20 protein-coding genes and 2 pseudogenes are annotated in these 24,735 nt (G+C 72.5%); 10 read left to right on the plus strand and 12 right to left on the minus strand.

The genetic code is table 11. The features are described 5' to 3' along the window. From GCU69_RS05970 to GCU69_RS05985, 4 genes and pseudogenes are all read left to right on the plus strand, one after another. Positions 1 to 720, plus strand: a pseudogene (locus GCU69_RS05970) (hypothetical protein); the annotation flags it as partial. Positions 721 to 1,244: 524 nt separating this feature from the next. Beyond that, positions 1,245 to 2,843 carry an ABC-F family ATP-binding cassette domain-containing protein gene (locus GCU69_RS05975; RefSeq protein ID WP_098751261.1) on the plus strand — a complete coding sequence of 533 codons (1,599 nt, stop codon included), beginning with the start codon at positions 1,245 to 1,247 and terminating at the stop codon, positions 2,841 to 2,843. A gap of 443 nt (positions 2,844 to 3,286) precedes the next feature. Then, positions 3,287 to 3,508: a helix-turn-helix domain-containing protein gene (locus GCU69_RS05980; RefSeq protein WP_069811969.1), complete on the plus strand. Its 222-nt coding sequence runs from the start codon at positions 3,287 to 3,289 to the stop codon at positions 3,506 to 3,508. Positions 3,509 to 3,691: 183 nt separating this feature from the next. After that, a complete protein-coding gene (locus GCU69_RS05985; RefSeq protein WP_156205329.1) occupies positions 3,692 to 4,483 on the plus strand; it encodes an enoyl-CoA hydratase/isomerase family protein in 792 nt (263 codons plus the stop codon). Between the two features lie 33 nt (positions 4,484 to 4,516). Here the strand turns inward: GCU69_RS05985 and GCU69_RS05990 are convergent, their stop codons facing one another. The 5 genes and pseudogenes from GCU69_RS05990 to GCU69_RS06010 form a co-directional block, all read right to left on the minus strand. After that, positions 4,517 to 5,272, minus strand: a complete 756-nt coding sequence (locus GCU69_RS05990) for an SDR family oxidoreductase (RefSeq protein WP_156205330.1) — start codon at positions 5,270 to 5,272, stop codon at positions 4,517 to 4,519. A gap of 4 nt (positions 5,273 to 5,276) precedes the next feature. Beyond that, the gene (locus GCU69_RS05995) at positions 5,277 to 7,055 is read right to left on the minus strand and encodes a glycoside hydrolase family 15 protein (RefSeq protein ID WP_098751258.1); all 1,779 of its coding nucleotides are present in this window, start codon (positions 7,053 to 7,055) and stop codon (positions 5,277 to 5,279) included. 120 nt (positions 7,056 to 7,175) lie between these two features. Continuing rightward, positions 7,176 to 7,967: an SURF1 family cytochrome oxidase biogenesis protein gene (locus tag GCU69_RS06000; protein WP_156205331.1), complete on the minus strand. Its 792-nt coding sequence runs from the start codon at positions 7,965 to 7,967 to the stop codon at positions 7,176 to 7,178. Positions 7,968 to 8,358: 391 nt separating this feature from the next. Beyond that, positions 8,359 to 8,592, minus strand: coding sequence for a hypothetical protein (locus tag GCU69_RS06005; RefSeq protein WP_098751256.1), 234 nt, complete (start codon positions 8,590 to 8,592; stop codon positions 8,359 to 8,361). A 330-nt stretch (positions 8,593 to 8,922) separates the two neighbouring features. Further along, positions 8,923 to 9,924 (minus strand): annotated as a pseudogene (locus GCU69_RS06010) (DEDDh family exonuclease); the annotation flags it as partial. Positions 9,925 to 10,091: 167 nt separating this feature from the next. Here GCU69_RS06010 and GCU69_RS06015 point away from each other — a divergent pair. After that, entirely contained in the window at positions 10,092 to 11,006 is a 915-nt protein-coding gene (locus GCU69_RS06015; RefSeq protein WP_098751255.1) for a sterol desaturase family protein, read from the plus strand. Between the two features lie 167 nt (positions 11,007 to 11,173). On the opposite strand, the gene GCU69_RS06020 is transcribed toward GCU69_RS06015, so the two are convergent. Further along, positions 11,174 to 12,727: a S8 family peptidase gene (locus GCU69_RS06020; protein ID WP_098751254.1), complete on the minus strand. Its 1,554-nt coding sequence runs from the start codon at positions 12,725 to 12,727 to the stop codon at positions 11,174 to 11,176. A 50-nt stretch (positions 12,728 to 12,777) separates the two neighbouring features. Further along, complete coding sequence (locus tag GCU69_RS06025) at positions 12,778 to 14,319, minus strand: S8 family serine peptidase (protein WP_098751253.1); 1,542 nt, start codon at positions 14,317 to 14,319, stop codon at positions 12,778 to 12,780. A 490-nt stretch (positions 14,320 to 14,809) separates the two neighbouring features. Here GCU69_RS06025 and GCU69_RS06030 point away from each other — a divergent pair, with 490 nt between their 5' ends. The 3 genes from GCU69_RS06030 (at position 14,810) to moaA (ending at position 17,976) form a co-directional block, all read left to right on the plus strand. Then, positions 14,810 to 15,181 (plus strand): DUF485 domain-containing protein, encoded by a 372-nt coding sequence (locus tag GCU69_RS06030; RefSeq protein WP_098751252.1) that lies wholly within the window; start codon positions 14,810 to 14,812, stop codon positions 15,179 to 15,181. Beyond that, on the plus strand, positions 15,178 to 16,815 hold the full coding sequence (locus GCU69_RS06035; RefSeq protein WP_098751251.1) for a solute symporter family protein: 1,638 nt from the start codon (positions 15,178 to 15,180) through the stop codon (positions 16,813 to 16,815). Before GCU69_RS06030 ends, GCU69_RS06035 begins: the two co-directional genes overlap by 4 nt. Before the next feature lie 171 nt (positions 16,816 to 16,986). Continuing rightward, entirely contained in the window at positions 16,987 to 17,976 is a 990-nt protein-coding gene (gene moaA / locus GCU69_RS06040) for a GTP 3',8-cyclase MoaA (RefSeq protein ID WP_098751250.1), read from the plus strand. On the opposite strand, the gene GCU69_RS06045 is transcribed toward moaA, so the two are convergent. Beyond that, a complete protein-coding gene (locus GCU69_RS06045) occupies positions 17,959 to 18,183 on the minus strand; it encodes a hypothetical protein (RefSeq protein WP_156205335.1) in 225 nt (74 codons plus the stop codon). The two genes, moaA and GCU69_RS06045, sit on opposite strands and share 18 nt — an antisense overlap. Positions 18,184 to 18,401: 218 nt before the next feature. Further along, complete coding sequence (locus GCU69_RS06050; protein ID WP_098751248.1) at positions 18,402 to 18,794, minus strand: DUF3099 domain-containing protein; 393 nt, start codon at positions 18,792 to 18,794, stop codon at positions 18,402 to 18,404. A gap of 214 nt (positions 18,795 to 19,008) precedes the next feature. On the opposite strand from GCU69_RS06050, the gene GCU69_RS06055 reads away from it, so the two are divergent. Next, complete coding sequence (locus GCU69_RS06055; RefSeq protein ID WP_098751247.1) at positions 19,009 to 19,293, plus strand: GlsB/YeaQ/YmgE family stress response membrane protein; 285 nt, start codon at positions 19,009 to 19,011, stop codon at positions 19,291 to 19,293. A 114-nt stretch (positions 19,294 to 19,407) separates the two neighbouring features. On the opposite strand, the gene tyrS is transcribed toward GCU69_RS06055, so the two are convergent. Genes tyrS through GCU69_RS06070 form a run of 3 tightly spaced genes read right to left on the minus strand, consistent with a single transcriptional unit; the run spans position 19,408 to position 23,854 of the window. Continuing rightward, positions 19,408 to 20,826 (minus strand): tyrosine--tRNA ligase, encoded by a 1,419-nt coding sequence (tyrS, locus tag GCU69_RS06060; RefSeq protein ID WP_156205332.1) that lies wholly within the window; start codon positions 20,824 to 20,826, stop codon positions 19,408 to 19,410. A 56-nt stretch (positions 20,827 to 20,882) separates the two neighbouring features. Further along, positions 20,883 to 22,289 carry a metallopeptidase TldD-related protein gene (locus GCU69_RS06065; RefSeq protein WP_156205333.1) on the minus strand — a complete coding sequence of 469 codons (1,407 nt, stop codon included), beginning with the start codon at positions 22,287 to 22,289 and terminating at the stop codon, positions 20,883 to 20,885. Further along, the gene (locus GCU69_RS06070) at positions 22,286 to 23,854 is read right to left on the minus strand and encodes a TldD/PmbA family protein (protein ID WP_098751244.1); all 1,569 of its coding nucleotides are present in this window, start codon (positions 23,852 to 23,854) and stop codon (positions 22,286 to 22,288) included. The genes GCU69_RS06065 and GCU69_RS06070 overlap by 4 nt, the downstream gene beginning before the upstream one ends. A gap of 344 nt (positions 23,855 to 24,198) precedes the next feature. On the opposite strand from GCU69_RS06070, the gene GCU69_RS06075 reads away from it, so the two are divergent. Beyond that, on the plus strand, positions 24,199 to 24,735 hold a 537-nt coding region (locus tag GCU69_RS06075; protein ID WP_156205334.1), incomplete at its 3' end, for a hypothetical protein.

Consider the following 24,735-nt stretch of genomic DNA (forward strand, 5'->3'; position numbering starts at 1 on the left):
CCGCCGGCCGCGCTGCTGGACTGGGCGCTGGACGGCCTCGCCGCCGTCGGTGCCCTGACGCTGGAGGACGACGAGGCCACGCTCACGCCGCTCGGCAACTGGGCGGTGTGGGTCAAGCTCGAGCAGATCTGTGTCGCCGCCCAGAGCCCGGCGGGCAACATCGAGCAGTCCGCGGCCGGCATGCTCCGCGGCTGCGCCCGCCTCACCCCGGGCCCCGCCCGCGCCGAGTACCGCGCCTGGCTCGCGGCGCGCCCCGTCGGCAGCGCCGTGGCGGAACTCCTCGATGTCGCCCGGGGCGAGGACGCGCTGCTGCGCGGGCTCGCGTTCGAGGCGCTGCGCGTCGTCGGCGCCCCCGCCGAGCCCGCCGTCCGGGAGGTGGCGGACGAGCCCTATCTGCGCCCGTACGCCCTGCTCTGGCTGGCCGAGCAGGAGGGCGGTGACCCGGAGGACTCGCCGGACGTGCTCACCCGCGAAGAGGCCACCTGGCTGTGGGTGGACACGGCGGCCGCCGTGGCCGACCACGGGGAGGGCCAGCTGCTGGTCCGCCATCTGGAGTCCGCGGTGCAGGGAACCGTGCCGGCGCTTCTTGCCGAGGTGCGTTCCGTGGGTCACCCCCGGACGGTCCAGGTGCTCGTCGCCCTCGCCGCGGCGCACCCCGATCCGGCGCTGGCGAAGGCGGTCCGGCGGGCGGCGTTCCAGGTGCACACCGGGGGCGCTTAGCGCGGCCGCGGCCGGCCGGGGCCGCGGACCCGGGACGGCCGGGCGTACGGCGCCCCGGCCCACGGCAGCCCGGCGGCGGCCCGGGCCCACGGCACCGCAGACGGGAAGGCCGGGACGGGCGGGGCGGGACGACCGTCCGCGAAACCGCGGGACGACCGCCCGCGGATCCGCAGAAGAACTACTCCGGCGGCCGCGAATCCGCGAAGGGTCATTCAGACGGCCGTGGAGCGGCAGCAGGGCCGCCCCGGCGGCCGTGAAACCGCAGACGGCCACCGCCGGGCAACCGCGGAGGGGCCGCCCGCGGGGGACCGGGGAGGGGCGTCCGCGCGGGGAGCCGGGGAGGGCGCCGCGCCGCCGGGGGAAAACGACTTGCCCGCCGCCGTTAGACTGACCCGTATGGCAATTCTCCTCGTGCATTAGACGGCGTCGTCCGCCGCGCACGCCTCACGCCTGATTCCCGGCCCGCGCGGCCCCTGTGATCCGTCCGTACCCGACGCCCGTCCGTTCCGCCCTGGAGTATTCCCGTGATCACCGCAACCGGCCTCGAGCTGCGCGCCGGCGCCCGCCTCCTCATCGAGTCCGCCTCCTTCCGCGTCGCCAAGGGCGACCGCATCGGCCTGGTCGGCCGCAACGGCGCGGGCAAGACCACCCTGACCAAGATCCTCGCCGGTGACGGCATGCCCGCCTCCGGCAGCGTGACCCGCTCCGGCGAGGTCGGTTATCTGCCGCAGGACCCGCGCACCGGCGACCTGGACGTGCTCGCCCGCGACCGCATCCTCTCGGCCCGCGACCTCGACTCCGTCATCCGCAAGATGCGGGAGAACGAGGAGCGGATGTCCACCGGCCAGGGCGCCACCCGCGAGCGCGCGATGAAGAAGTACGAACGGCTGGAGACGGAGTTCCTCACCAAGGGCGGGTACGCCGCCGAGGCCGAGGCAGCGACCATCGCCGCCAGCCTGGGGCTGCCCGACCGGATCCTGAGCCAGCCGCTGCACACCCTCTCCGGCGGCCAGCGCCGCCGGGTCGAGCTGGCCCGGATCCTGTTCTCGGACTCCGACATCATGCTGCTCGACGAGCCGACGAACCACCTCGACGCGGACTCCATCGTCTGGCTGCGCGACTACCTCAAGACGTACAGCGGCGGCTTCATGGTGATCTCCCACGACGAACAGCTCGTCGAGACCGTCGTGAACAAGGTCTTCTACCTGGACGCCAACCGCTCGCTGATCGACATCTACAACATGGGCTGGAAGCAGTACATGGCCCAGCGCGAGGCCGACGAGCGGCGCCGCAAGCGGGAGCGCGCCAACGCCGAGAAGAAGGCCGCGGCGCTCAACTCCCAGGCCGACAAGATGCGGGCGAAGGCCACCAAGACGGTGGCCGCCCAGAACATGGCCCGCCGCGCCGAGAAACTGCTCGCCGGGCTGGAGGACGAGCGTGCCTCCGACAAGGTCGCCAAGCTCCGCTTCCCCGACCCGGCGCCCTGCGGCAAGACTCCGCTGACCGCCGAGGGCCTGTCGAAGTCGTACGGCTCGCTGGAGATCTTCACCGATGTCGATCTCGCCATCGACAAGGGCTCCCGGGTCGTCATCCTCGGCCTCAACGGTGCGGGCAAGACGACCCTGCTGCGGCTGCTGGCGGGTGTGGAGAAGCCCGACACCGGCCAGGTCACCCCCGGCCACGGCCTCAAGCTCGGCTACTACGCGCAGGAGCACGAGACCCTGGACCCGGACCGCACGGTGCTGGAGAACATGCGGACCGCCGCCCCGGACCTCGATCTGGTCGAGATCCGCAAGACCCTCGGCTCGTTCCTGTTCTCCGGTGACGACGTGGACAAGCCCGCGAGGGTGCTCTCCGGCGGCGAGAAGACCCGGCTGGCGCTCGCCACGCTCGTGGTTTCCTCGGCCAACGTCCTGCTGCTCGACGAGCCCACGAACAACCTCGACCCGGCCAGCCGCGAGGAGATCCTCGGGGCACTGCGCACGTTCACCGGCGCGGTGGTGCTGGTGACCCACGACGAGGGCGCGGTGGACGCGCTCCAGCCGGAGCGGATCATCCTGCTGCCGGACGGCGTGGAGGACCTGTGGGGCGAGGACTACGCCGACCTGGTCGCCCTGGCCTGATCACGGCAGCCCCGCGGCGGGCCCGGGAACGGCGTTCCGTTTCCGGGCCCGCCGCCGTGCGGCCGTGCCCTCCGGTACCGGCCCGCCCGGACTGATCCACCGGTATTGATCCACTCGGACTGGATCATTCGGTCGACACGTGATCCATCATCTGAGTGAGACCGGGTCGTACCCCGGTGTGCCGCCTTCCGCCGCCCGCCCGGCCGGGCCCGCCGCCGGCCGCCCCGCTGCCGTGCTCCGCCCGTCGCCTCTGACCTGGTCTTTCCCCGGCGATTGCGGACAGTGACGGGAGGCCGGGGGATTCCGGTCCGGCAATTCGCGGCAATTTCGTGCCCTCTACAAGAGAAAAGGATGTCGTACGGACCTTGCCGAATGGGTGGCCAGGAAGCCCGGGAGGGGTGATCATGAGAAGTCCAGAGCGCACTTCCCATGAGGAGGCACGGGTGGCCGAGACTCTGAAGAAGGGCAGCCGGGTGACCGGCTCCGCGCGCGAAAAGCTCGCGGCTGACCTGAAGAAGAAGTACGACTCCGGTGCAAGCATCCGGGCGCTGGCCGAAGAAACGGGCCGCTCCTACGGATTCGTCCACCGGATGCTCAGCGAGTCCGGCGTGACCCTCCGTGGTCGCGGCGGAGCCACACGCGGCAAGAAGGCAGCCTCGTCCTGACCCACGGGTCGGGCAGGCGGGCCGCGAGCCGGCGAATGGGGCAGTACCACCCGGTCGATCCTGTGGTCGCCCGGGTGGTTACTGTGCAGTAATCAAACTGCGCAGTGCCGAGAGGCTTTCCGGGCAGGCACCGTCACCGCCGCCCGGCGGGCCGGTCGGCCACGGCCATTCCCGGAGGCACCCATGACCCTGCTGGACCAGGACGGCGTACGGCTCACCCTCGACGGCGACGCGCCGGACGCGTCCGTCGCGACGGTGACACTCGCCAACGCCGCCAAGCGCAACGCGCAGGACTTCGCCATGTGGCGGGCCCTGGCCGAGGCCGGACGCCTGCTCCCGGGCGGCGTCCGGGTCGTGGTGCTGCGCGGCGAGGGCCCGTCCTTCTCGGCGGGCCTCGACCGCCGCGCCTTCACCCCCGAGGGCTTCGAGGGGGAGCCGTCCTTCATGGACCTCGCCGCGCGCGAGGATGCCGGGGACGCCGCCATCGCGGAGTTCCAGGAGGCCTTCACCTGGTTCCGGCGGAACGACCTGATCAGCGTCGCCGCCGTGCAGGGCCATGCCATCGGCGCCGGATTCCAGCTCGCGCTCGCCTGCGACCTGCGGGTCTGCGCGGAAGACGCGCAGTTCGCGATGCGCGAGACCAGCCTCGGCCTGGTGCCGGACCTGACCGGCACCCACCCGCTCGTCGGCCTCGTCGGCTACGCCCGGGCGCTGGAGATCTGTGTCACCGGCCGCCTGCTGCGCGCCGACGAGGCCGAGCGGATCGGCCTGGCCAACCTGGTCGTGCCCGCCGCCGACCTCGACGCCGCCACTCGTGACCTCGCCGCCGCGGTGACGGCCGCCCCGCGGGACGCCGTGATCGAGACCAAGGCGCTGCTGCGCGGCGCCCGGGACCGGACGTACGACGAGCAGCGCGCCGCGGAGCGGGCGGCACAGGGCCGCCGGCTGCGCGACCTGGCGGGCCTGGCCGAGTGACCGCCGCCGGGCGCCCCGCCGGCGGCCGGCCGGTCAGAAGCCGTGCCGGTGGCCTCCGTCGACCGGGACCATGATCCCGGTGAGGTAGGAGGCCGCCGGCGACAGGAAGAAGGCCGCGGTGCGGCCGAACTCCTCCGGGGTGCCGTAGCGGCGCAGCGGGATCATGCTCTCGTTGCGCGCGCGGGCCGCCTCCGCGTCGCCGGAGAGCGCGTCCAGCTCCCGCACCCGGTCCGTGTCGATGCGGGCCGGGAGCAGCCCGACCACCCGGATCCCGCGCGGGCCCAGCTCGGTGGCGAGCGACTTGGCGTAGCCGGCGAGCCCGGGGCGGAGCCCGTTGGAGATCGCCAGCCCGGGGATCGGCTCGTGGACCGAGCCGGACAGCACGAATCCGATGACGCCGCCGGGGCCCAGCTCGGCGGCGGCCGTCCGGGCGAGCCGTACCGCGCCGAGGAACACGGCGTCGAAGGCGGCGCTCCACTGCGCGTCGGTGTTGTCCGTGGCGAGCCCCGGCGGCGGGCCGCCGACGCTGATCAGAACGCCGTCGAAGCGGCCGAAGTGGCTGTGCGCGGCGGCGACCAGCCGCTCGGCGGTGCCGGGGTCGGCGTTGTCGGCGGCCACGCCGACGGCGTTCGGGCCGAGGTCCGCCGCGGCGGCCGAGGCGGTCTGCTCGTCGCGGCCGGAGAGGACGACCTTCGCGCCGTCGGCGACCAGTTCGCGGGCCGCCGCGAGCCCCAGGCCCCGGCTGGCTCCGGTGATGACGTAGACGCGGTCGTTGAGTCCAAGATCCATGGCCCTATGATCGCGCATCGCCGATCGACAGCGAGAGGGCGGTGTTGACCAGCCCGATGTGGCTGAACGCCTGCGGGAAATTGCCGAGCTGGCGGCCCGCCACGGGATCCCACTCCTCGGCGAGCAGCCCGACGTCGTTGCGGACCGACAGCAGCCGCTCGAACAGGTCCCGGGCCTCGCCGTGCCGGCCGATGGCCTGGAGCGCGTCGGCGAGCCAGAACGAACACGCCAGGAAGGCCCCCTCGGTGCCGGGCAGCCCGTCGACCGAGCTGGGGGTGTAGCGGCGGACGAAGCCGCCGTGGCCCAGCTCGCGGCACACCGCGTCGACGGTGCCGACGACCCGCGGGTCGGAGGGCGGCAGGAAGCCGGTCTCCGGGATCAGCAGCGTCGCCGCGTCCAGCTCGGCGGACCCGTAGAACTGGGTGAAGGTGTTGCGTCCGGCGTCGTAGCCCCGCTCGCACACCTCGCGGTGCACGGCCTCGCGCATCGCGCGCCAACGGTTCGCGTCACCGGACAGGCCCGGGTTGCTCTCCACGGTGCGGACGGCGCGGTCGGCCGCGACCCAGGCCATCACCTTGGAGTGGACGAAGTGCCGGCGCGGGCCGCGCACCTCCCAGATGCCCTCGTCCGGCTCCCGCCAGCAGCCCTCCAGGAAGTCCATCAGCACCCGCTGCAGATTCCAGGCGTTCTCCTCCTTGGGGAGGCCGCTCTGCCGGGCGAGGTGGAGGGAGTCGAGGACCGAGCCGTAGACGTCGAGCTGGTGCTGGCCGACGGCGGCGTTGCCGATGCGGACCGGGGAGGAGGACTCGTAACCGCGGAGCCAGGGCACCTCGAACTCGGTGAGCCGCCGCTCGCCCTGGATGCCGTACATGATCTGGAGGTCGGCAGGGGAGCCGGCGACGGCGCGCAGCAGCCAGTCGCGCCAGGCGGCGGCCTCCTCGAGATAGCCGCCGGTGACCATGGCGTTGAGGGTGAGGGTCGCGTCGCGCAGCCAGCAGAAGCGGTAGTCCCAGTTCCGTACGCCGCCGATGTGCTCCGGCAGCGAGGTGGTCGCGGCGGCGACGATGCCGCCGCTGGGCGCGTACGTCAGGGCCTTGAGGGTGATGAGGGAGCGCAGCACGGCCTCCCGCCAGGGGCCCTCGTAGCGGCACTCGGCGGACCAGCTCTCCCAGTCGTCGAGCGTGTGCGCCAGGACCTCGTACGGGTCGATCCGGCGCGGGTACTTCTCGTGGGAGGGGTGCCAGGTCAGCACGAAGGCGACCCGCTCGCCCGCGCCGACCGTGAAGTCGCAGTGCGTCGCCCAGTCCCGGCCGTAGGTCTTCTGGTGCGGCACGCTGCGCAGCCAGACCGAGTCGGGGCCGGCGATCGCGATGTGGTGGCCGTCGGCGCGGCGCACCCAGGGGACGATGTTGCCGTAGTCGAAGCGCAGCCGCAGCTCCGACTCGATGGCGACCCGCCCGGAGAGGCCCTCCACGATGCGTACGACATCGGGGGCGCGGTCACGGTGCGGCATGAAGTCGGTGACCCGGACGGTGCCTTCGGGGGTCTCCCAGAGGGTGTCGAGGACCAGCGTGTCGCCCCGGTAGGCGCGGCTGGTGCAGCGCTCGGCGCCGCGCGGGCGGACCAGCCAGCGGCCGTTGTCCGGGTCGCCGAGCAGGGCCGCGAAGCAGGCTCCGGAGTCGAAGCGGGGGAGGCAGAGCCAGTCGATGGAGCCGTCCCTGCCGACGAGCGCGGCGGTCTGGAGATCACCGATGAGCGCGTAGTCCTCGATCAGTCCCGGCACGTGGCTCCTCCCTCGGCCCGCGGGACGGAGTCCGGCGGGGGCGGCTGCGGGTTGTCCGTCTGCCCGTAGCCTGCCGAGTGCAATCCGGTGCCGCCACCGCAGGAGTGTGCGCCCGCCGGGTCAGGCGGGTACGGGGGCCGGCTTCTCCTCGGGGCGCGCGGCGCGGCGGTCGTTGCGCTCGCGGCGCACCAGGACGACCCAGCCGACCGGGACACCGGCGGCGAACAGCCACCACTGGACGGCGTACGCCATGTGCGGGCCGATGCTGTCGTGGTCGGGCTCGGCGACGGGCTCGGGGGTCTCCCCGGCGGGCTCGGTCAGCTCGATGTAGCCGCCGAGGACCGGGGTGTCCAGGCGCTCGGCCTGCTGGGCGCTGTTGATCAGCATGTACTGCCGCTCGGGCAGGCCCTGCTTGTCCTTGATGCCGCTGGCCTCGGTGGTCTCGTCGCCCATGAGCCGGCCGGTGACGGTGACCTCGCCGCGGGGGGCGGCCGGGACGTCGGGGAACTCGGTGAGGGTGCCGCCCGCCGGGATCCAGCCCCGGTTGACCAGGACCGTCCCGCCGTCACCGCCGCCGCCGGTGAGGACGAGCGGGGTGAGGACGTAGTAGCCGATGCTCTCGCCGTCGGAGGCGGTGCGCTGCCGGATCACGACCTCGCGCCCGGTGTCGAACCTCCCGGTGGCGGTCACCGCGCGCCAGTAGTCGTCCCGGGGCACCTCGTGGCCGGGCCCGGTCAGCTCCGTCACGGGGACGGGGCGTGCTCGGAGGTTGTCCTCGATCAGCTGGTTCTGCTCGACGCGGTGCTCGTGGCGGTGCAGCTGCCAGAAGCCCAGCTCGATCATCGTGGGGATGAGCGCGAGGGCCACCAGGGTGAGGATCACCCACTGGCGGGACAACAGGAAGCGGTACACCCCACGACGGTACAACTCGGTCGCGGGCCGCCGGACGGGAGGGTCGTCCGGCTCGCGATCCCGCGACGGCGGTCCGGAACCGGGCGGGGACGGGCGGTCGCCGGGGTGAGGGGCTGGTCCGGGCGCGGCGGGCCCGGACGGGGACCCGGGCGCGGTGACCGGGAGGCGGCGGCCGGGACGCGGTGGCCGGGAGGCGGCGGCCCCGGGTGCGGTGACCGGGAGGTACTCGGGGCCGGTGGCCGGGGCGCGGTGGACCCGGACACCGCCGGGGTCGTCCCGGCGCGCGCTCGGAGGCGGCGGGCGGACGGGTGCGCGGCTGCACCCGGCGGGGTCTTCCCGGCGGGGCGTTCCCGGCGCGGCGGGCTGTGAGCGGCGGGCTCAGAGCGGCGGCTCAGACGTGGTCGACCAGTCCGGCCCTGCCCTCGGCGCGGGCGCAGTGGGCTCCGCAGTACCAGTGCCCCTCGGCCTCCACGCCCTGGCCGATGATGCGAGAGCGGCAGTGCTCGCAGATCGGCGCCATTCGGTGGATGGCACAGGAGAAGCAGTCGAAGACGTGCACGGCGCCCTGCGCGTGCACCTCGAAGCTCATGCCGTAGTCGTTTCCGCATACCTCGCATCGGGCCATGCGCCTCAGCGTGCGGGCAGGGGGCGGCCGAGCCGCGGCGACGGGCGGGCGAGTCGCCCGTCATTCACCTGATTGCGGGGACCCGTCCGCCTCGAAGAGCTCCGCCGCCTCCCAGGAGGCAGCGGGCGGCAGCGGGGACGGGTGCGGCGGCGGGGGCGCGGGCGACGGGGCGGGAGCCTCCGGCGGCGCGGACCGGTCCGGCCGCGGGGAGGCGTCCGGCGGCTGCGGCCCGCCGTCCTGCGGCTGTGGCCCGGCGTCCGGCTGCCGCGGCCCCTCCGGCTGCTGCGGCCCGCCGTCCGGCGGCTGTGGCCCGTCCTGCGGCTGTGCCTCTTCCGGCTGCCGGGACACGTCCTGGAGCAGCTGCGTGAACGCCGCCTCGTCGATCACCGGGGTGCCGGCCGCCCGCGCCTTGACCACCTTGGAGGTCGCCGCGTCGGGATCGTTGGTCACCAGCAGGCTGGTGAGCCGGGACACGCTCCCGGCGACATGCAGCCCGGCCTCGGTCGCCCGGTCCTCGAGCAGTTCCCGGTCGACGGAGGTGTCACCGGAGAAGGCGACGCGCATGCCCTGGACGAGCGGCTTGCCCGGTTCGTAGCGCCCCGGGTTCGGATACGGGCAGGCGGGCCGCCTGCGGCTGGGGCGCCAGGTCCGCGGGCGGTACGACGCCTGCCGGCCCACCGGGCCGCTCACGGGATTGTCGGTCCACTCGGTCAGCGGGCGGCAGGCGTGCAGGGGCAGCGCCACCCCGCTGCCGGCCGCCAGATGCAGGCTGGGGCGGAAGGCCTCGGCGAGCACGCGCGCGTCGTCCAGCGCGTGGTGCGCGCGCCGCTGGACGACGCCGTAGTGCGCGGCCAGCGACTCCAACTTGTGGTTGGGCAGCGGCAGTCGCAGCTCCTTGGCGAGCACGATCGTGCACAGCCGCTCGCGGACCGGCGCGGTGTCCCCGGCGCGGGCGAATTCCCGGGCGATCATCGACCAGTCGAAGACCGCGTTGTGCGCGACGAGGACCCGGCCGTCGAGGCGCGCCGCCAGCTCCTGCGCGATCTCCGGGAACAGCGGGGCGTCCGCCAGCTCCGCGCTCGTCAGACCGTGGATCCACACGGGGCCGGGATCGCGCTGCGGGTTGACCGTGGTGTACCAGTGGTCCTCCACGTCACCGCGGGCGTCCAGCCGGTAGACCGCCGCCGACACGATCCGGTCGTCGCGGGCGAGCCCGGTGGTCTCGACGTCCACCACGGCATAGCCCTGCGGATACGCCGCGGGCCACGGGGTCGGGGTCGGTGCGGGCTGCCGCCCGATCAAGGGCGCGGCTGCCGTGCGGTCTTCGAGCATGGGACCTGAGAATACGGGGCGCCGCTGACACGCCCGCGACACCCCGGGGGGCTCGCGGGCCGGGAAGCCGCTGTGGTAACCGGCCCGGCGAGCCGCGCGGACAGCGGCATATACCCGTTGGTAACAACCTCTGGTGCGCCCGCCCGGTTCCGCTTATGGTGCCGGACATGCCGCACCTGCCCGATGTCGTGTTGTGGTCCATACCCGCGTTCGTCCTGCTCACCGTGGTGGAGGTGGTGAGCTACCGGCTTCACCCGGACGAGGACAAGGCCGGCTACGAGACCCGGGACGCCGCGACCAGCATCACCATGGGTCTCGGCAGCCTGGTCTTCGATCTGGTGTGGAAGATCCCGATTGTGGCGGTCTACACGCTGGTCTACGAACTGACCCCGCTGCGCGTGCCCATTGCGTGGTGGACCCTGCCGCTCCTGCTGCTGGCGCAGGACTTCTTCTACTACTGGTCGCACCGCGGTCACCACGTGATCCGGATCCTCTGGGCCTGCCACGTGGTGCACCACTCCAGCCGGAAGTTCAACCTCTCCACGGCGCTGCGCCAGCCCTGGACCAGCCTCACCGTGTGGCCGTTCTACCTGCCGCTGATCGCCTGCGGCGTGCACCCGGCGGCGCTCGCGTTCCTGTCCTCGGTGAACCTCGTCTACCAGTTCTGGATCCACACCGAGCGCATCGGCAAACTGCCCCGGGCCCTGGAGTTCGTCCTCAACACGCCCTCGCACCACCGGGTCCACCACGCCTCCCAGGGCAGCTATCTGGACCGGAACTTCGGCGGCATCCTCATCGTCTGGGACCGGCTCTTCGGCTCCTTCACGGCCGAGACCGAGCGCCCGGTGTTCGGGCTGACGAAGAACATCGCCACCTACAACCCGCTCCGGGTCGCCACCCACGAGTACGCGGCCATCGCCCGTGACCTCCGCGCCGCCCGGGACTGGCGGGAGCGGGCGGGCCGGCTGCTCCGAGGACCGGGCTGGCAGCCCGCGCCACAGCCGCTGCCGGCCGAGGGGCCGGGCGGCGCGTCGCCACCCGGCCCCCCGGACCCGTCCACCGGCCGGCGGTTCACCACCTGAGGTTCACCACCTGAGGCGGTTCACCGTCGGTGGGCGGCTCGCCTGTGGGCGGTGCCCGTCCGACACGTGCCACCGCCCGACGGGGTTCACCATCCGGCGCGGCTCACCGCCCGGCGCTGTCCGGCACGCCGGGCGGCGGCCGTGCGTGCCGGTCCCGCCGGCACCGGTCACCGCTGGACGGCGTCCAGCGCGTCGGTGAGCCCGGCCCCGTAGAAGCCGGTCATGTTCCGGCCGCTCTCGCAGACCGCGTCCGCCTTGCCGTCCCCGTCGATGTCGTACGGGTCGTCACACGGCATCGGGTCGGCCTGCGCCTTCAGCAGGGCCTTGACGACGGCCGGCGGCGCCCACGGGTGGGTGCTCTTGATGAGCGCCGCGACACCCGCGACGTGCGGGGACGCCATCGAGGTGCCCGCCATGTACCCGTACTTGCCGCCGGGGAGCGGGCCCAGGATCAGGCCGCTGGTGGCCGGGGCCTCCGGAGCCTGGTAGGCGGTGCTGTCGCCGCCGGGGGCCGCGATGTCGATGACGCCGAGACCGTAGTTGGAGAACGAGGACTTCATTCCCTTGGCGCCGGTCGAGGAGACCGTGACCACCCCGGGGAGCTGGGTCGGGATGTCCGGGCACTCGCCCGGGTCGATGTCCCGCTCGACCGGGGTGCCGTCGTTCGGGCTCGAGGTGTCGGTGATCGAGTCCGAGGCGAGGTCGAACTCGGAGTTGCCGGCCGCGGCGACGTTCACCGCGCCCTTGCGCTCCGCGTAGCGGGTGGCCCGGGAGATGGAGTCCAGCAGCGCCTTCTGGTCCGGGTCGTCCGCGCAGTTGAACATCCACGGGTCGACGTAATAGCTGTTGTTCGTCACCTCGACGCCGTGCTCGGCGGCCCAGACGAAGCCGCAGACGACCGCCTCGGTGTAGAAGTAGCCCTGCTCCGTCGACACCTTGATGCCGGAGACCTTCACGCCGGGGGCGACGCCCGTCACGCCGGTGCCGTTCTTCGCGGCGGCGATCTCACCGGCGACATGCGTGCCGTGCGCGCTCTCGCCCTCGTTCGGCCGCCAGGCGCCGTCCGTGGTGTCCGGGGAGCCGGTGACGCAGTTGACGGAGGACCCGCGGTCGAAGTTGGGCGCGATGTCCGGGTGCGTGTCGTCCACGCCGGTGTCGATGACGGCGACCGTGACCTTGTCGCTGCCGAGGGTCTTCTCGTGCGCCTGGTCGGCCTTGATGGCCGGCAGGTCCCACTGGAGCGGCTGCAGCGGGTCCTCGTCGTCCGCCGCGCGGGCCTGGGCCGCCAGCATCTGCTGCGGCGTCAGCTCCTTCGGCGTGCCGATGTCCGTGGTGGTCTGGGCGGGCAGCGGCGCGTGCCGGGTGGCCCCGGCCGAGTCGACCCCGCGGACCTTGCGGATCTTCTCGGCGAAGGCCGGGTCCGCCGAGTGGACGACCAGGACGCCGATCTGCTCGTAGGCCTGGACGACCTCGCCGCCGGCCCTGGCGATCGCCTTGCCGGCCTGCTTGGCGCTGCCCTTGCCGGGCCGGACGTTGACGACGTAGCTCAGCGACTCGCCGTCGGCGGCGGCCGGCGCGGCGGCCGGCGCGGGCTCGGCGGTGTCCGCGGTGGCGGCGCCGGCCGGGGTGCCCGGGAGGAAGGCGAAGGCGGTGGCCAGGGCCACGCTCGCCGGTATGGCGGCGGCACGGCGTGATCGCGCGGTGCGCGGCGTGGGCGTCATGTGATCTCCACTTCGTGACGGACGGGGAACGGGCGCGCGGTGGCGGCGCGTCACTTCTCTACCGCGGCCAGGGCATCGACGATGCCGAAGCCGTAGAAGCTGTTGATGTGCCGGGTGCCTTCGCACTCGGCGTCGACATCACCGTCACCGTCCGGATCGTACGGGGCGGTCGGGCAGCCGGGGTTGTTCGCCTGGGCCTTGAGCAGCCACTGCACCTCCTGCGGACTCGCGTCCGGACGCCCGCTCTTGACGAGCGCCGCGACACCCGCGACGTGCGGTCCGGCCATCGAGGTGCCCTGGAGGTAGGCGTAGTCGCCCTCGGGCATCGTGGAGAGGATGCGGCCGTCCTTGGCGGGCAGCTCGGGCACCTGGTAGCGGTCGCCGCCGGGGGCCGCGACATCGATCTGGTTCAGGCCGAAGTTGGAGTAGTACGACTTCAGCGACTGCACGCCGGTCGCGGCGACGGTGACGACGCCCGGCAGCTGCGTCGGGGCGTCCAGGCAGGTGGACGGGTTGATCGTCCGCGGCACCGGCTTCGAGTCGTTCGGGCTGGAGGTGTCGGTTAGCTCGTCCGCGGCCAGGTCGGAGGCGGCGTTGCCGGCCGAGGCGACGTTGACCGCACCGTTGCGCTCGGCGTACTTCGTGGCGCGGCCGACCGCGTCCAGGATCGCCCGCTGGTCGGGGTCGTCCTCGCAGTTGTACAGCCACGGGTCGACGTAATAGCTGTTGTTGGTGACCTCGACGCCGTTCTCGGCGGCGAAGACGAAGGCGCAGACGACGGCCTCCGCGTAGAACAGGCTGGTGGTGGGCTCGCTCACCTTGATGGAGGAGACCTTTACGTTCGGTGCGACTCCGGCGACGCCGATGTCGTTGCGGGCGGCTGCGATCGACCCGGCCACGTGCGTGCCGTGGTAGTCGTCCGCGGTGTACGGCCGCCAGGCGCCCTCACTGGTGTCCGCGACACCGCCGACGCAGTTCGCCGACTGCCCGGCGGAGAAGTTCGGGGCCAGGTCGGGGTGCGTGTCGTCCACCCCGGTGTCGATGACGGCGACGGTCACGTCGCGGCTGCCCGGGTTGACCTCCGCCGCCCGGTCGGCCTTGATCGCGGGGATGTCCCACTGGAGGGACTCCAGCGGCTCCAGGCCGTCGGCGGCGGCCGCGGCGCGCAGCGAGGCGCCCGGTTCCCGGACCTTCTCGGGCCGGCCGACCTCGGTGGTGGCGGCCGCCCGGAGCGGAGCGGTCCGGGTCGCCCCGGCCGACTGCACGCCCTCGACGGTGCGCATGGTGTCGGCGAAGTCCGGGTCGGTGGAGTGCGCCACGATCACCCCGATCCGGGGGTGGGCGTTCACCACGGTGGCACCGGACCGTTTGACGGCCTTCTTCACCTTGCCGAACGTGCCTTTGTCGGTGGCGGTGTTGACGACGTACGAAAGCTTCGGCCCCTCCTGGGCGGCGGCTTCCGGCGCCGCGGACACGCCCTGGTCGGTGGCGGCCGTGGCGGTGGCTCCGGGAAGGAAACCGAGGGCGGCGGTCAGGGCGAGCCCGACGGGCACCGCGAGTGCCCGTGAGCGTCTGGACCGGAGATGATCCATGGGTTCTCCACATCATCCGTGAGACCGTCCACGCGCGGGTCGCGGGTGAACGGGTGCATGACGAGGGAAGCTAGCGCCGAACAGCTGATCTGATCAATTACTTCCGGTAAAAATACGGATTCATTCCGTGTGCTGGCCCAGTTGGCGGCCAGAATCCGTCCCAGGGGTGGCGAGGGCGGGGTGCGGCCGGCCGGTCGCCGTGCCCCCGGAGCCCGGGCGGGGAGACCGCCTCCGCCCGGCAGCCGGGCGGAGGCGGGGCGGCACGGAGGGTGATGCCCCGGACCCGCCGGGTGACGAGGTATAGCGATCGTGTGCCGGACCGAGACAGGCCCGTGACCTGGGACGCCTCGGGCGTGCAGTTCCGGCGAATTTCAATCTCCGACCTCTGTCGGATCACCCCGTGTCGCGCCTACCATTCCGAATCCGGTGTAGGCGTGATCCCCATCACCCGCACCGGCCATGTTGTCGCACCACACCCTCAGGAGAATCCGTGGCCACCGCATCACCCCCGCCCGAGGGGACGCCGCCCGCGCACTGGTCGGATGCGCCGACCGCTGTCGTGGCGTATCGCGAGGCGCAGGAAAGCCCCGAGTTCGGGGAGCTGCGCAAGGCGCACCGTTCGTTCGCCTTTCCGCTCACCATTGCCTTCATCGTCTGGTATCTGCTGTATGTCCTGTTGTCCAACTATGCCGGTGGCTTCATGGGCACCAAGCTCTTCGGCAACGTCAACGTCGCTCTGGTGTTCGGTCTGGCGCAGTTCGCCAGCACATTCCTGATTGCCTGGTGGTACTCCCGCCACGCCGAGGCGAAGCTCGACCCGAAGGCCGATGCGATCAAGGCGCGACTGGAGGGTGACGCATGACCATCCTGTCCCTCGAAGGGGCGACGACTCTGGCGGCCGAGGGTGCCGGCGAGCACCGGGTCCTGATCATCTCGCTCTTCACCGTCTTCGTTCTCGCGACGCTCGGCATCACCATCTGGGCCGGCCGGCAGACCAAGAACGCCACCGACTTCTACGCCGGCGGCCGTTCCTTCACCGGATTCCAGAACGGTCTCGCCATTTCCGGCGACTACATGTCGGCGGCGTCCTTCCTCGGCATCGCCGGCGCCATCGCCCTCTTCGGCTACGACGGCTTCCTCTACTCGATCGGATTCCTCGTCGCCTGGCTGGTGGCCCTGCTGCTCGTCGCCGAGCCGCTGCGCAACTCCGGCCGCTTCACGATGGGTGACGTGCTCGCGTTCCGGATGAGGCAGCGTCCGGTGCGCACCGCGGCCGGCGTCTCGACCATCATCGTGTCGATCTTCTACCTGCTGGCGCAGATGGCCGGCGCCGGCGCCCTGGTGGCGCTGCTGCTCGGCATCACCAGCGAGGCCGGGAAGATCCTCATCGTCGTCCTGGTCGGCATCGTGATGATCCTCTACGTCGCCATCGGCGGCATGAAGGGCACCACCTGGGTGCAGATGGTGAAGGCGGTGCTGCTCATCGCGGGCACCCTGCTGATCACCGTCCTGGTGATGTTCAAGTTCAACTGGAACATCTCGACACTGCTGGGCGCGGCCGCCGACAACAGCGGCAAGGGCAGCGCGTTCCTGGAGCCGGGCCTGAAGTACGGCGTCGACGCCATGTCGAAGATCGACTTCATCTCGCTCGGCATCGCGCTGGTCCTCGGCACCGCCGGCCTGCCACACATCCTGATCCGCTTCTACACCGTGCCCACGGCCCGGGTCGCCCGGAAGTCCGTCAACTGGGCGATCGGCATCATCGGTGGCTTCTACCTGATGACGATCGCGCTCGGCTTCGGCGCGGCGGCGCTGTTGTCACAGGACACGATCATCGAGTCCAACGCGGCAGGAAATACCGCGGCGCCACTCCTCGCACAGGAGATCGGCGGCGGTCAGGGCTCCGCCGGCGGCGCCATCCTGCTCGCGGTGATCTCCGCGGTCGCCTTCGCCACCATTCTGGCGGTGGTCGCGGGTCTCACCCTGGCCTCGTCGTCCTCCTTCGCGCACGACCTGTACGTCAACGTCATCCGCAAGGGGAAGGCCACCGAGAAGGAAGAGGTCGCCGCGGCCCGCTGGGCCACGGTCGGCATCGGCGGCGCGGCCGTCATCCTGGGTGTCTTCGCGCGCGACCTCAACGTCGCCGGCCTGGTGGCGCTGGCCTTCGCCGTCGCCGCCTCGGCCAACCTGCCGACGCTGCTCTACAGCCTGTTCTGGAAGCGGTTCACCACCCAGGGCGCGCTGTGGTCCATCTACGGCGGCCTCGGGGCGTCGGTGCTCCTGGTGCTCTTCTCGCCGGTCGTCTCCGGCAAGCCGAGCTCCATGTTCCCGGGCGTGGACTTCCACTGGTTCCCGCTGGAGAACCCGGGCCTGATCTCCATCCCGCTGGGCTTCCTGCTCGGCTGGATCGGCACCCTGCTGTCGAAGGAGGAGCCGAACGTCGAGAAGTACGCGGAGCTGGAGGTCCGTTCGCTCACGGGCACCCACGCGCACTGACACGTCCGGCAGCCGCCGCACCCCGCACCGGGGGGCGGCGGCTGCCGCGTGTCCGGGGAGTGACCCCGGGCCGGGCCCGGTGTCACTCCTCTCGCGTACGCTTCATCACATGGAGCCCGGGGCAGGCGTCCCGGGAACGGGTCCACAGGAACGCGTGGGAGGGCAGCCGACATGCTGATCGACACCTACGGCCGCGTCGCGACCGATCTGCGTGTCTCGCTCACCGACCGGTGCAATCTCCGGTGCACCTACTGCATGCCGGAGGAGGGCCTCCAGTGGCTCGCCAAACCGGACCTGCTGACCGACGACGAGATCGTCCGGCTGATCCGTATCGCCGTGACCGACCTGGGCGTCGAGGAGGTCCGCTTCACCGGCGGTGAGCCGCTGCTCCGGCCCGGACTCACCGGCATCGTCGAGCGCTGCGCGGCCCTGGAGCCCCGCCCCCGGATGTCCCTCACCACGAACGGCATCGGGCTGGAGCGCACCGCCGCGGCCCTGCGGGACGCCGGTCTCGACCGGGTCAACGTCTCCCTGGACACGCTGCGCCCGGACGTCTTCCAGGCCATGACCCGCCGCAAGCGCCATGCCGACGTCCTGCGCGGCCTGGAGGCCGCCCGTGCCGCGGGGCTCACCCCGGTCAAGGTCAACGCCGTGCTGATGCCGGGGCTCAACGACGACGAGGCCCCCGACCTGCTCGCCTGGGCCGTCGAGGAGGGGTATGAGCTCCGCTTCATCGAGCAGATGCCGCTGGACGCCCAGCACGGCTGGAAGCGCGAAGGCATGATCACCGCCGGGGACATCCTGGCCGCCCTGCGGACCCGCTTCGACCTCAGCCCCGAGGGGGAGGAGCGCCGGGGCTCCGCGCCCGCCGAGCGCTGGCTGGTGGACGGCGGGCCCGCCCGCGTCGGCGTCATCGCCTCCGTGACCCGGCCGTTCTGCCGGGCCTGCGACCGCACCCGGCTCACCGCCGACGGGCAGGTGCGCACCTGTCTGTTCGCGACCGAGGAGTCCGATCTGCGCGGGGCGCTGCGCTCGGGCGCCGCCGACGAGGAGGTCGCGGCTCTCTGGAAGACGGCGATGTGGGGCAAGAAGGCCGGATCGGGTCTGGACGACCCGTCCTTCCTCCAGCCGCAGCGGCCGATGTCAGCGATCGGCGGCTGACCACTCGGCGAACGGCACGACGTCCTTGAGGAACCCCCGGGCGCCGAGGAACGCCGACAGATGCTCCCGGTGCTCCTCGCAGGCCAGCCAGGTCTTGCGCCGCTCCGGGGTGTGCAGCTTGGGATTGTTCCAGGCCAGCACCCATACGGCCGCCTCACGGCAGCCCTTGGCGGAACAGATCGGCGAGCCGGGGTCCTCGGGGAGCATCACGGCTCAACCCTAATATCCGGCGGCGACACAGGGCGACGCCGGGCAGCCACGGGGGGAGCTGCCCGGCGTCGGTCCGTCGCTCCGACGGGGGATGCGGAGCGCGTACGAAGTATGGCATGGGCGGTTGGGCCGGGTGCACCGGAATCACATGATTGATCTGAGCTTTTCTTGAGGCTTGCACGGAAGCCTGCCCACCGCGGGTGCCGACGGGCACGTCAGAGGGGGTCGGGCGTCCCATCGGGGTGCCCGGGCCGCACCGTCCGCACCCCTTCCGGCACCGGTTCCGGAGCGGGTTCCGCCTCGTCGCCCGGCCGGCTCTCCAGCATCGGGCGGACCGGCGGGGCCAGGTGCGCCGACGGCAGCGAAGAGGCGTTCTCCCGGCCCGCGTTGGCGATCACCACGGAGACGTACGGCAGCACCACACCGAGGACCAGGGCCACGACGGCGACGTACCGCTGGACGTCCCAGAGCACGGCGGCCAGCACGACCGACACCGTGCGCAGCGACATCGAGATCACATAGCGCCGCTGCCTGCCCCGCACATCGTCCGCCAGCCCCTGCCGGGCCCCGGTGATGCGGTACACCTCGGCGCCGCCCTGCTTCCGCATCACGTTCCACCACCCGTTTCCACACCGGTCACGCAGCTGTTCCGGTCTCCTCCCACGGTACGCCGTGCCGCCGCGCGGCCGTGCCCGGGTGGGCCCGCGGGCGGCGCGGGGACGGTGCGCCGGGCCGCGTACGGTCCGCTCCGACATGCGCCGTAGCCGAACCGGGCGGACACTGGCTGTATCTGCGCACACAGTGCCGTATGAGGAGGAAACGATGGGCTGGTTGTGGGCAATCATCCTGGGTCTCGTCCTGGGGCTGCTCGCCAAGGCGATCATTCCCGGGAAACAGAACATCCCGCTCTGGCTGACCGCCATCTGCGGCATGGTCGGCGCCCTGCTCGGCAACGCCGTGGCCCGCTGGGCCGGAGTGGACGCGACCGCCGGGATCGACTGGTGGAGGCATGCGTTCCAGTTGGTGGGAGCGATCGTGGTGGTCGCGCTCGTCAGTCCGCTCTGGGCCAAGATGCGGGGCGCGAAACACCGGCGTGAGAGAGCGTGAACCCCGACAACGGATGGCCGGGTGCGCGGTGCGCACCCGGCCGTCGCGCGTCCCCGGGCCCGGAGGGCCGCACTCCTGGTGACCGCCGGGTCACCGGGAGTGCGGCGAGTGCGGTCACAGGCCCGTCAGCTGGGCCAGCTTCCGGCCGGCCTTGAGGAACACCCCGCCCGCCGCGGCACCGGTACCCGCCTCGGCGAGGACCTCGGCGACCACCTCCGCCAGCGGCCGGGCGGCAGCGGCCTCCGGCAGCACCACGGCACGCTGGCCGTCGCCGGTCTCCAGAACCAGCCGCAGGCCGTTCTGCTTCGCGATCCGGCGGGCCGCCGACGCGCTCGGGGTGAACTCGAGCACCTTCGTCAGCACCCCGGCCACGGTCTCGCCGCCGTGCTCACCGGTGTCGACCACCGGCAGCGACTCGACGTCGGCGAAGCTCTTCTTCGAGAACTGGGCCACGAACCCGGCCCGCGCCGCCGCCGCGGTCTCGACGTCGTACAGCGCGGCCACGACCTCGCCCGCCAGCACCTTCTTGAGGTCCATCGGGTGCAGCGACCGGTCGGCGACCCGGGACAGCGCCAGGGTGACCTCCTCGTCGGTCCACTCCGTCCAGGCCTTGAGGTACGGCTCCATCAGCCGGTCCGGGATCGACATGATCTTGCCGAAGACGTCGTCCGCGGTCGCGGTCAGCCCGACGTAGTTGCCCTTGGACTTCGACATCTTCGCGCCCGTGCCGTCCGTGCCCTCGATCAGCGGCATCGTGACGACCAGCTGTGGCTGCTGCCCCCGCAGCTCCATCAGCTTGCGGCCCATCTGGAGGTTCAGCAGCTGATCGGCGCCGCCCAGCTCCACGTCGGACTCCAGGGCCACCGAGTCCAGGCCCTGCGCGATCGGGTACAGCAGCTCCGACATGGTCAGCCCGGAACCGGCGGCCAGCCGGCTGCGGAAGTCCTCACGCTGGAGCAGCTGCGAGACCGGCACCTGGGAGAGCAGCGTGAGCAGCTCCGGGAAGCTGTACGGAGTCAGCCACTCGGTGTTCTGCCGGAAGCTGACCTTCCCGAAGTCGACGAAGGGCCGCACCTGGTCGCGGTAGCCCGCGAGGTTCTCCGCGATGTCCTCGTCGGTCAGCGGCGGGCGCTCCGCCGTACGGCCCGACGGGTCGCCGATCTTGGCGGTGAAGTCGCCGATCAGCAGCGTCACGTCGTGCCCCATGCGCTGGAGCCGGCTCAGCACGATCACCGGGACGGCGTGCCCCAGGTGGATGTCCGCCGCCGTCGGGTCGATGCCCAGCTTGACGCTCAGACCCCGGCCCGCGGCCCGGCGCTCCTCGATCCGCTCGGCCAGCTGCTCCTCACCGGGCAGCACCTCGACCGACCGGGCCGTGATCAGCGCGGCCTGTTCCTTCGGGGACAGGTCCGACAGGTCCAGATAGCGCCTCGCCTTCGTCTCCGTGAGCAGCTGCTCCACGGCCTTGTCGGAGGAGAGGTCCTGCGCCAGCAGCTCGCTGGTGCGAGCGACGGAGTCGCCGAGGCGTGTCATCGTGTCGTTCCCGCGGATAGGAGGGGACAGGGTCGGGGCCAGTCTATTGGGCCGGGTCACACGCCCCGGCTGACGGAGCTCATGTTGAAGTCGGGCACCCGCAGCGGGGGCATCGCGGCCCGGGTGAACCAGTCGCCCCACTCCCGGGGCAGGGTCCGCTCGGCGACGCCCGCCTCGGTGGCCCGCCCCAGCAGCCCCACCGGCGACTCGTTGAAGCGGAAGTTGTTCACCTCGGCGGTGACCTCGCCGTTCTCCACGAGATACACCCCGTCCCGGGTCAGCCCGGTGAGCAGCAGCGTCGCCGGGTCGACCTCGCGGATGTACCACAGGCAGGTCAGCAGCAGCCCGCGCTCCGTCGCGCGCACCATCTCCGGCAGCGTCCGGGTGCCGCCCGCGTCCAGGAGCAGGTTGTCGACGCCCGGCGCCACCGGCAGGCCGGTCAGCCCGGCGCTGTGCCGGGTGGCGACCAGCCTGGTCAGCTCGCCGTCCCGCAGCCAGTCGGTGGGGGAGAGGGGCAGGCCGTTGTCGAACACCGACGCGTCGTCGCCCGAGGACCGGGCCAGCACGAACGGCGCGGACTCCAGCCCCGGCGCGTGCGGGTCGCTGCGCAGCGTGAGCGGCAGGCCCGACAGCTTCTCGCCGACCCGGGTCCCGCCGCCGGGCCGGGAGAAGACCGTACGGCCCTCGGCGGCGTCCCGCGCGGCCGACGACCACAGCTGGTAGATCAGCAGATCGGCGACGGCGGTCGGCGGCAGCAGGGTCTCGTAGCGGCCCGCGGGCAGCTCGACCCGCCGGCCCGCCCAGTCCAGCCGCTCCGCCAGCTCGGCGTCGAGCGCCAGCGGATCGACGTCCCGGAAGTCCCGGGTGGCGCGCCCGGCCCAGGCGGAGCGCGGTGCCGAACCGTCGGGGGAAGGGCTCTTGGCGTTGATCTCCAGGGTGCCGGTCGGCTGGTCGTGGCGCAGCCGCAGCCCGGTGGAGGTGCCCAGATAGCTGGAGGTCAGGGTGTGGCTGGCGAAGCCGTACAGCTCGCGTCCGGCCGCGGCGGCACGGGCGAAGGACTCACCGAGCGCGGGGGCGAACGCCGCGAACACCTCCGGCGTGGTCACCGCCGGGCCCTCGGTGAAGTCCGGCGCGGCCGGTACGTCCCTGACCAGCGGCTGCGCGTCCTCCGCCGACCCGGCGTCGCGCGCGGCCGCCTCGGCGGCCCGTACCAGCGGCTCCAGCTCCTCCGCGGTGACGGCCGAGCGCGAGACGACGCCGGAGGCGGTGCCCTCGGCGCCGTCCACCGTCGCGATCACCGTCAGGGTGCGGCCGCGGGTGACGCCGTTGGTCGTCAGGGCGTTGCGGGCCCAGCGCAGATTGGCGCTGGACTCCTCGTCGGCGATGACGACGAGGCCGTCGGCCCGTGACAGCTCCAGCGCCCGCTCGACGATCTCGTGCGGCTTGCTGCTCGCGCGGCTCATCGTCCGGCCTCCTGCGTGGTGTTGAGAATGTTGACCCCTTCGAAGAGGGCGGACGGGCAGCCGTGCGAGACGGACGCGACCTGCCCCGGCTGCGCCTTGCCGCAGTTGAAGGCGCCGCCCAGGACATAGGTCTGCGGGCCGCCGACCGCGCTCATCGAGCCCCAGAAGTCGGTCGTCGTCGCCTGGTACGCGACGTCGCGAAGCTGGCCCGCGAGCCGGCCGTGCTCGATCCGGAAGAACCGCTGCCCGGTAAATTGAAAATTGTACCTTTGCATATCAATTGACCAGGACCGGTCGCCGACCACGTAGATGCCGCGCTCGACGCCGCCGATCAGCTCCTCGGTGGACGGGCCGTCCGGAGCGGGCAGCAGCGAGACGTTCGCCATCCGCTGCACCGGCACATGGCCGGGGGAGTCCGCGTACGCGCAGCCGTTGGACCGCTCGAAGCCGGTGAGCCTCGCGATCCTGCGGTCCAGCTGGTAACCGGTGAGGACGCCGTCCCGGACCAGGTCCCAGGACTGGGCGGCCACCCCCTCGTCGTCGTAGCCGATGGTGGCGAGGCCGTGCTCGGCGGTGCGGTCGCCGGTGACGTTCATCAGCTCCGAGCCGTAACGCAGCTTGCCCAGCTGGTCGAAGGTGGCGAAGGAGGTTCCGGCGTAGGCGGCCTCGTAGCCGAGGGCGCGGTCCAGCTCGGTGGCGTGGCCGACGGACTCGTGGATGGTCAGCCACAGGTTCGACGGGTCGACGACCAGGTCGTACGTCCCCGCCTCGACGGACGGGGCGCGCATCTTCTCCGCGAGCAGTTCCGGCAGCCGGGCCAGCTCGCCGTCCCAGTCCCAGGCGCCGCTGCCGGGGCCGCCCGTCAGATACTCCCAGCCGCGGCCGACCGGTGGCGCGAGGGTGCGCATGGAGTCGAACTCGCCGGTGCGCGGGTCCACGGCGACGGCGGTCAGCTCCGGGTGCAGCCGGACCCGCTGCTGGGTGGTCGTCGTGCCGGCGGTGTCCGCGTAGAACTTGTTCTCGTGGATGGTGAGCAGTGAGGCGTCCGTGTGGGCCACGCCGTCGGCGGCGAGCAGCCGGGCGCTCCACTCGGCGAGCAGGGCCGTCTTCTCCGCGTCCGGCACCGTGAACGGATCGGTCTCGTACGACGAGACCCACACCCGGTCCGCGTGCACGGGCTCGTCCGCCAGCTCCACCCTGCCTCCCTGCCCGGAGGGTGTGCCGGAGGCCCCCGTGTCCGCACCGGCCGCCCGGATCACCTTCGCGGACAGCCGGGCCATCTCCACGGCCTGCCCCGCGACACGCGCCGCCGCGTCCGGGGTGAGGTCGACACCGGAGGCGAAGCCCCAGCTGCCGCCGTGCACGACCCGCACCGCGTACCCCAGGTCCGTGGTGTCCGACGTGCCGGCCGGCCTTGCGTCCCGCAGCCGCCAGGACGCCCCGCGGATCCGCTCCAGCCGGAAGTCCGCGTGCTCGGCGCCGAGCGACCGGGCGCGGGCCAGCGCGGCATCCGCGAGGGCCCGCAGGGGCAACGCCAGAAACGACTGATCGACCTCATGGGGCACGGAGGCCCTCCTTCCGTAGCGCCGTCCGCGCGGCACCGGGTGCGTCCGGCGCGCGCTCGGAGTGCATCATGTCCTGCCGGACCGCTGTCGGGCACGCTCTTTCCCGCGGCGGCAGGCCGTGGCGGGCGGATCCCGCCCCGCCGCGTGCCGTCGCCGTACGGACCGGAAGGGCCCGTCGGTTCCGGACGCCGCCGTGTGCGCCGGACCCGGCGCCGTCTCTGCGCCGGACGCGCCCGGGTTGTGACGCCCCGTCGGTTCCGGACGCGGTGTGCGGGACCCGGCCGGGAAACGGACGGGGACACTGCTACTTTTTCCGGGTTCTCGTATCGGAGCACGATCGGACCATGGATGGAGCAGCAGTGCTGAAGGCAGTTCGACGCGCCGCCGCGGCGGTGACCGCGGCCCTGCTCGTGACCGGTTGCGGTGGCAGCGGTGACAGCGGTGACGACAAGGCGGCGGCCGGGGGAGAGAAGACTGCCGAGGCGTCACAGTCCCCGGCGGGCGGCGACGGCGGGGACGCTGCCGGGGCCGGGAAGCCGGACGGGACGTGGGTCTCCACGCTGGACGACAGCCCGGGCGCGCTGGTCGTGAACGGACAGCGGGTCGCCACCGTGGGCCAGCTGACCCGGAACGGTACGGAGCAGACGTGCAGCGGGATGCTCGAAGCGGACGCGGCCGGCGGCAAGTTGCCGTTCACCCTCCGCTGCACGAGCGGGCAGGGCGACGCGACGCCCGGCGGAACGCTGAAGGTGAGCGACGACGGCCAGAAGCTGTCCGTGGAGTGGCAGGACGGATCCATGGGCCTCTACAAGCGCGGCGCGCCGGGCGCGGAGGTGCCCGGCGCGGAGGAACTGCCGGACCTGCCGAAGCTGGACGAACTC

It is taken from the genome of Streptomyces lycii, assembly GCF_009735685.1.
Taxonomy (GTDB): Bacteria; Actinomycetota; Actinomycetes; order Streptomycetales; family Streptomycetaceae; genus Streptomyces; species Streptomyces lycii.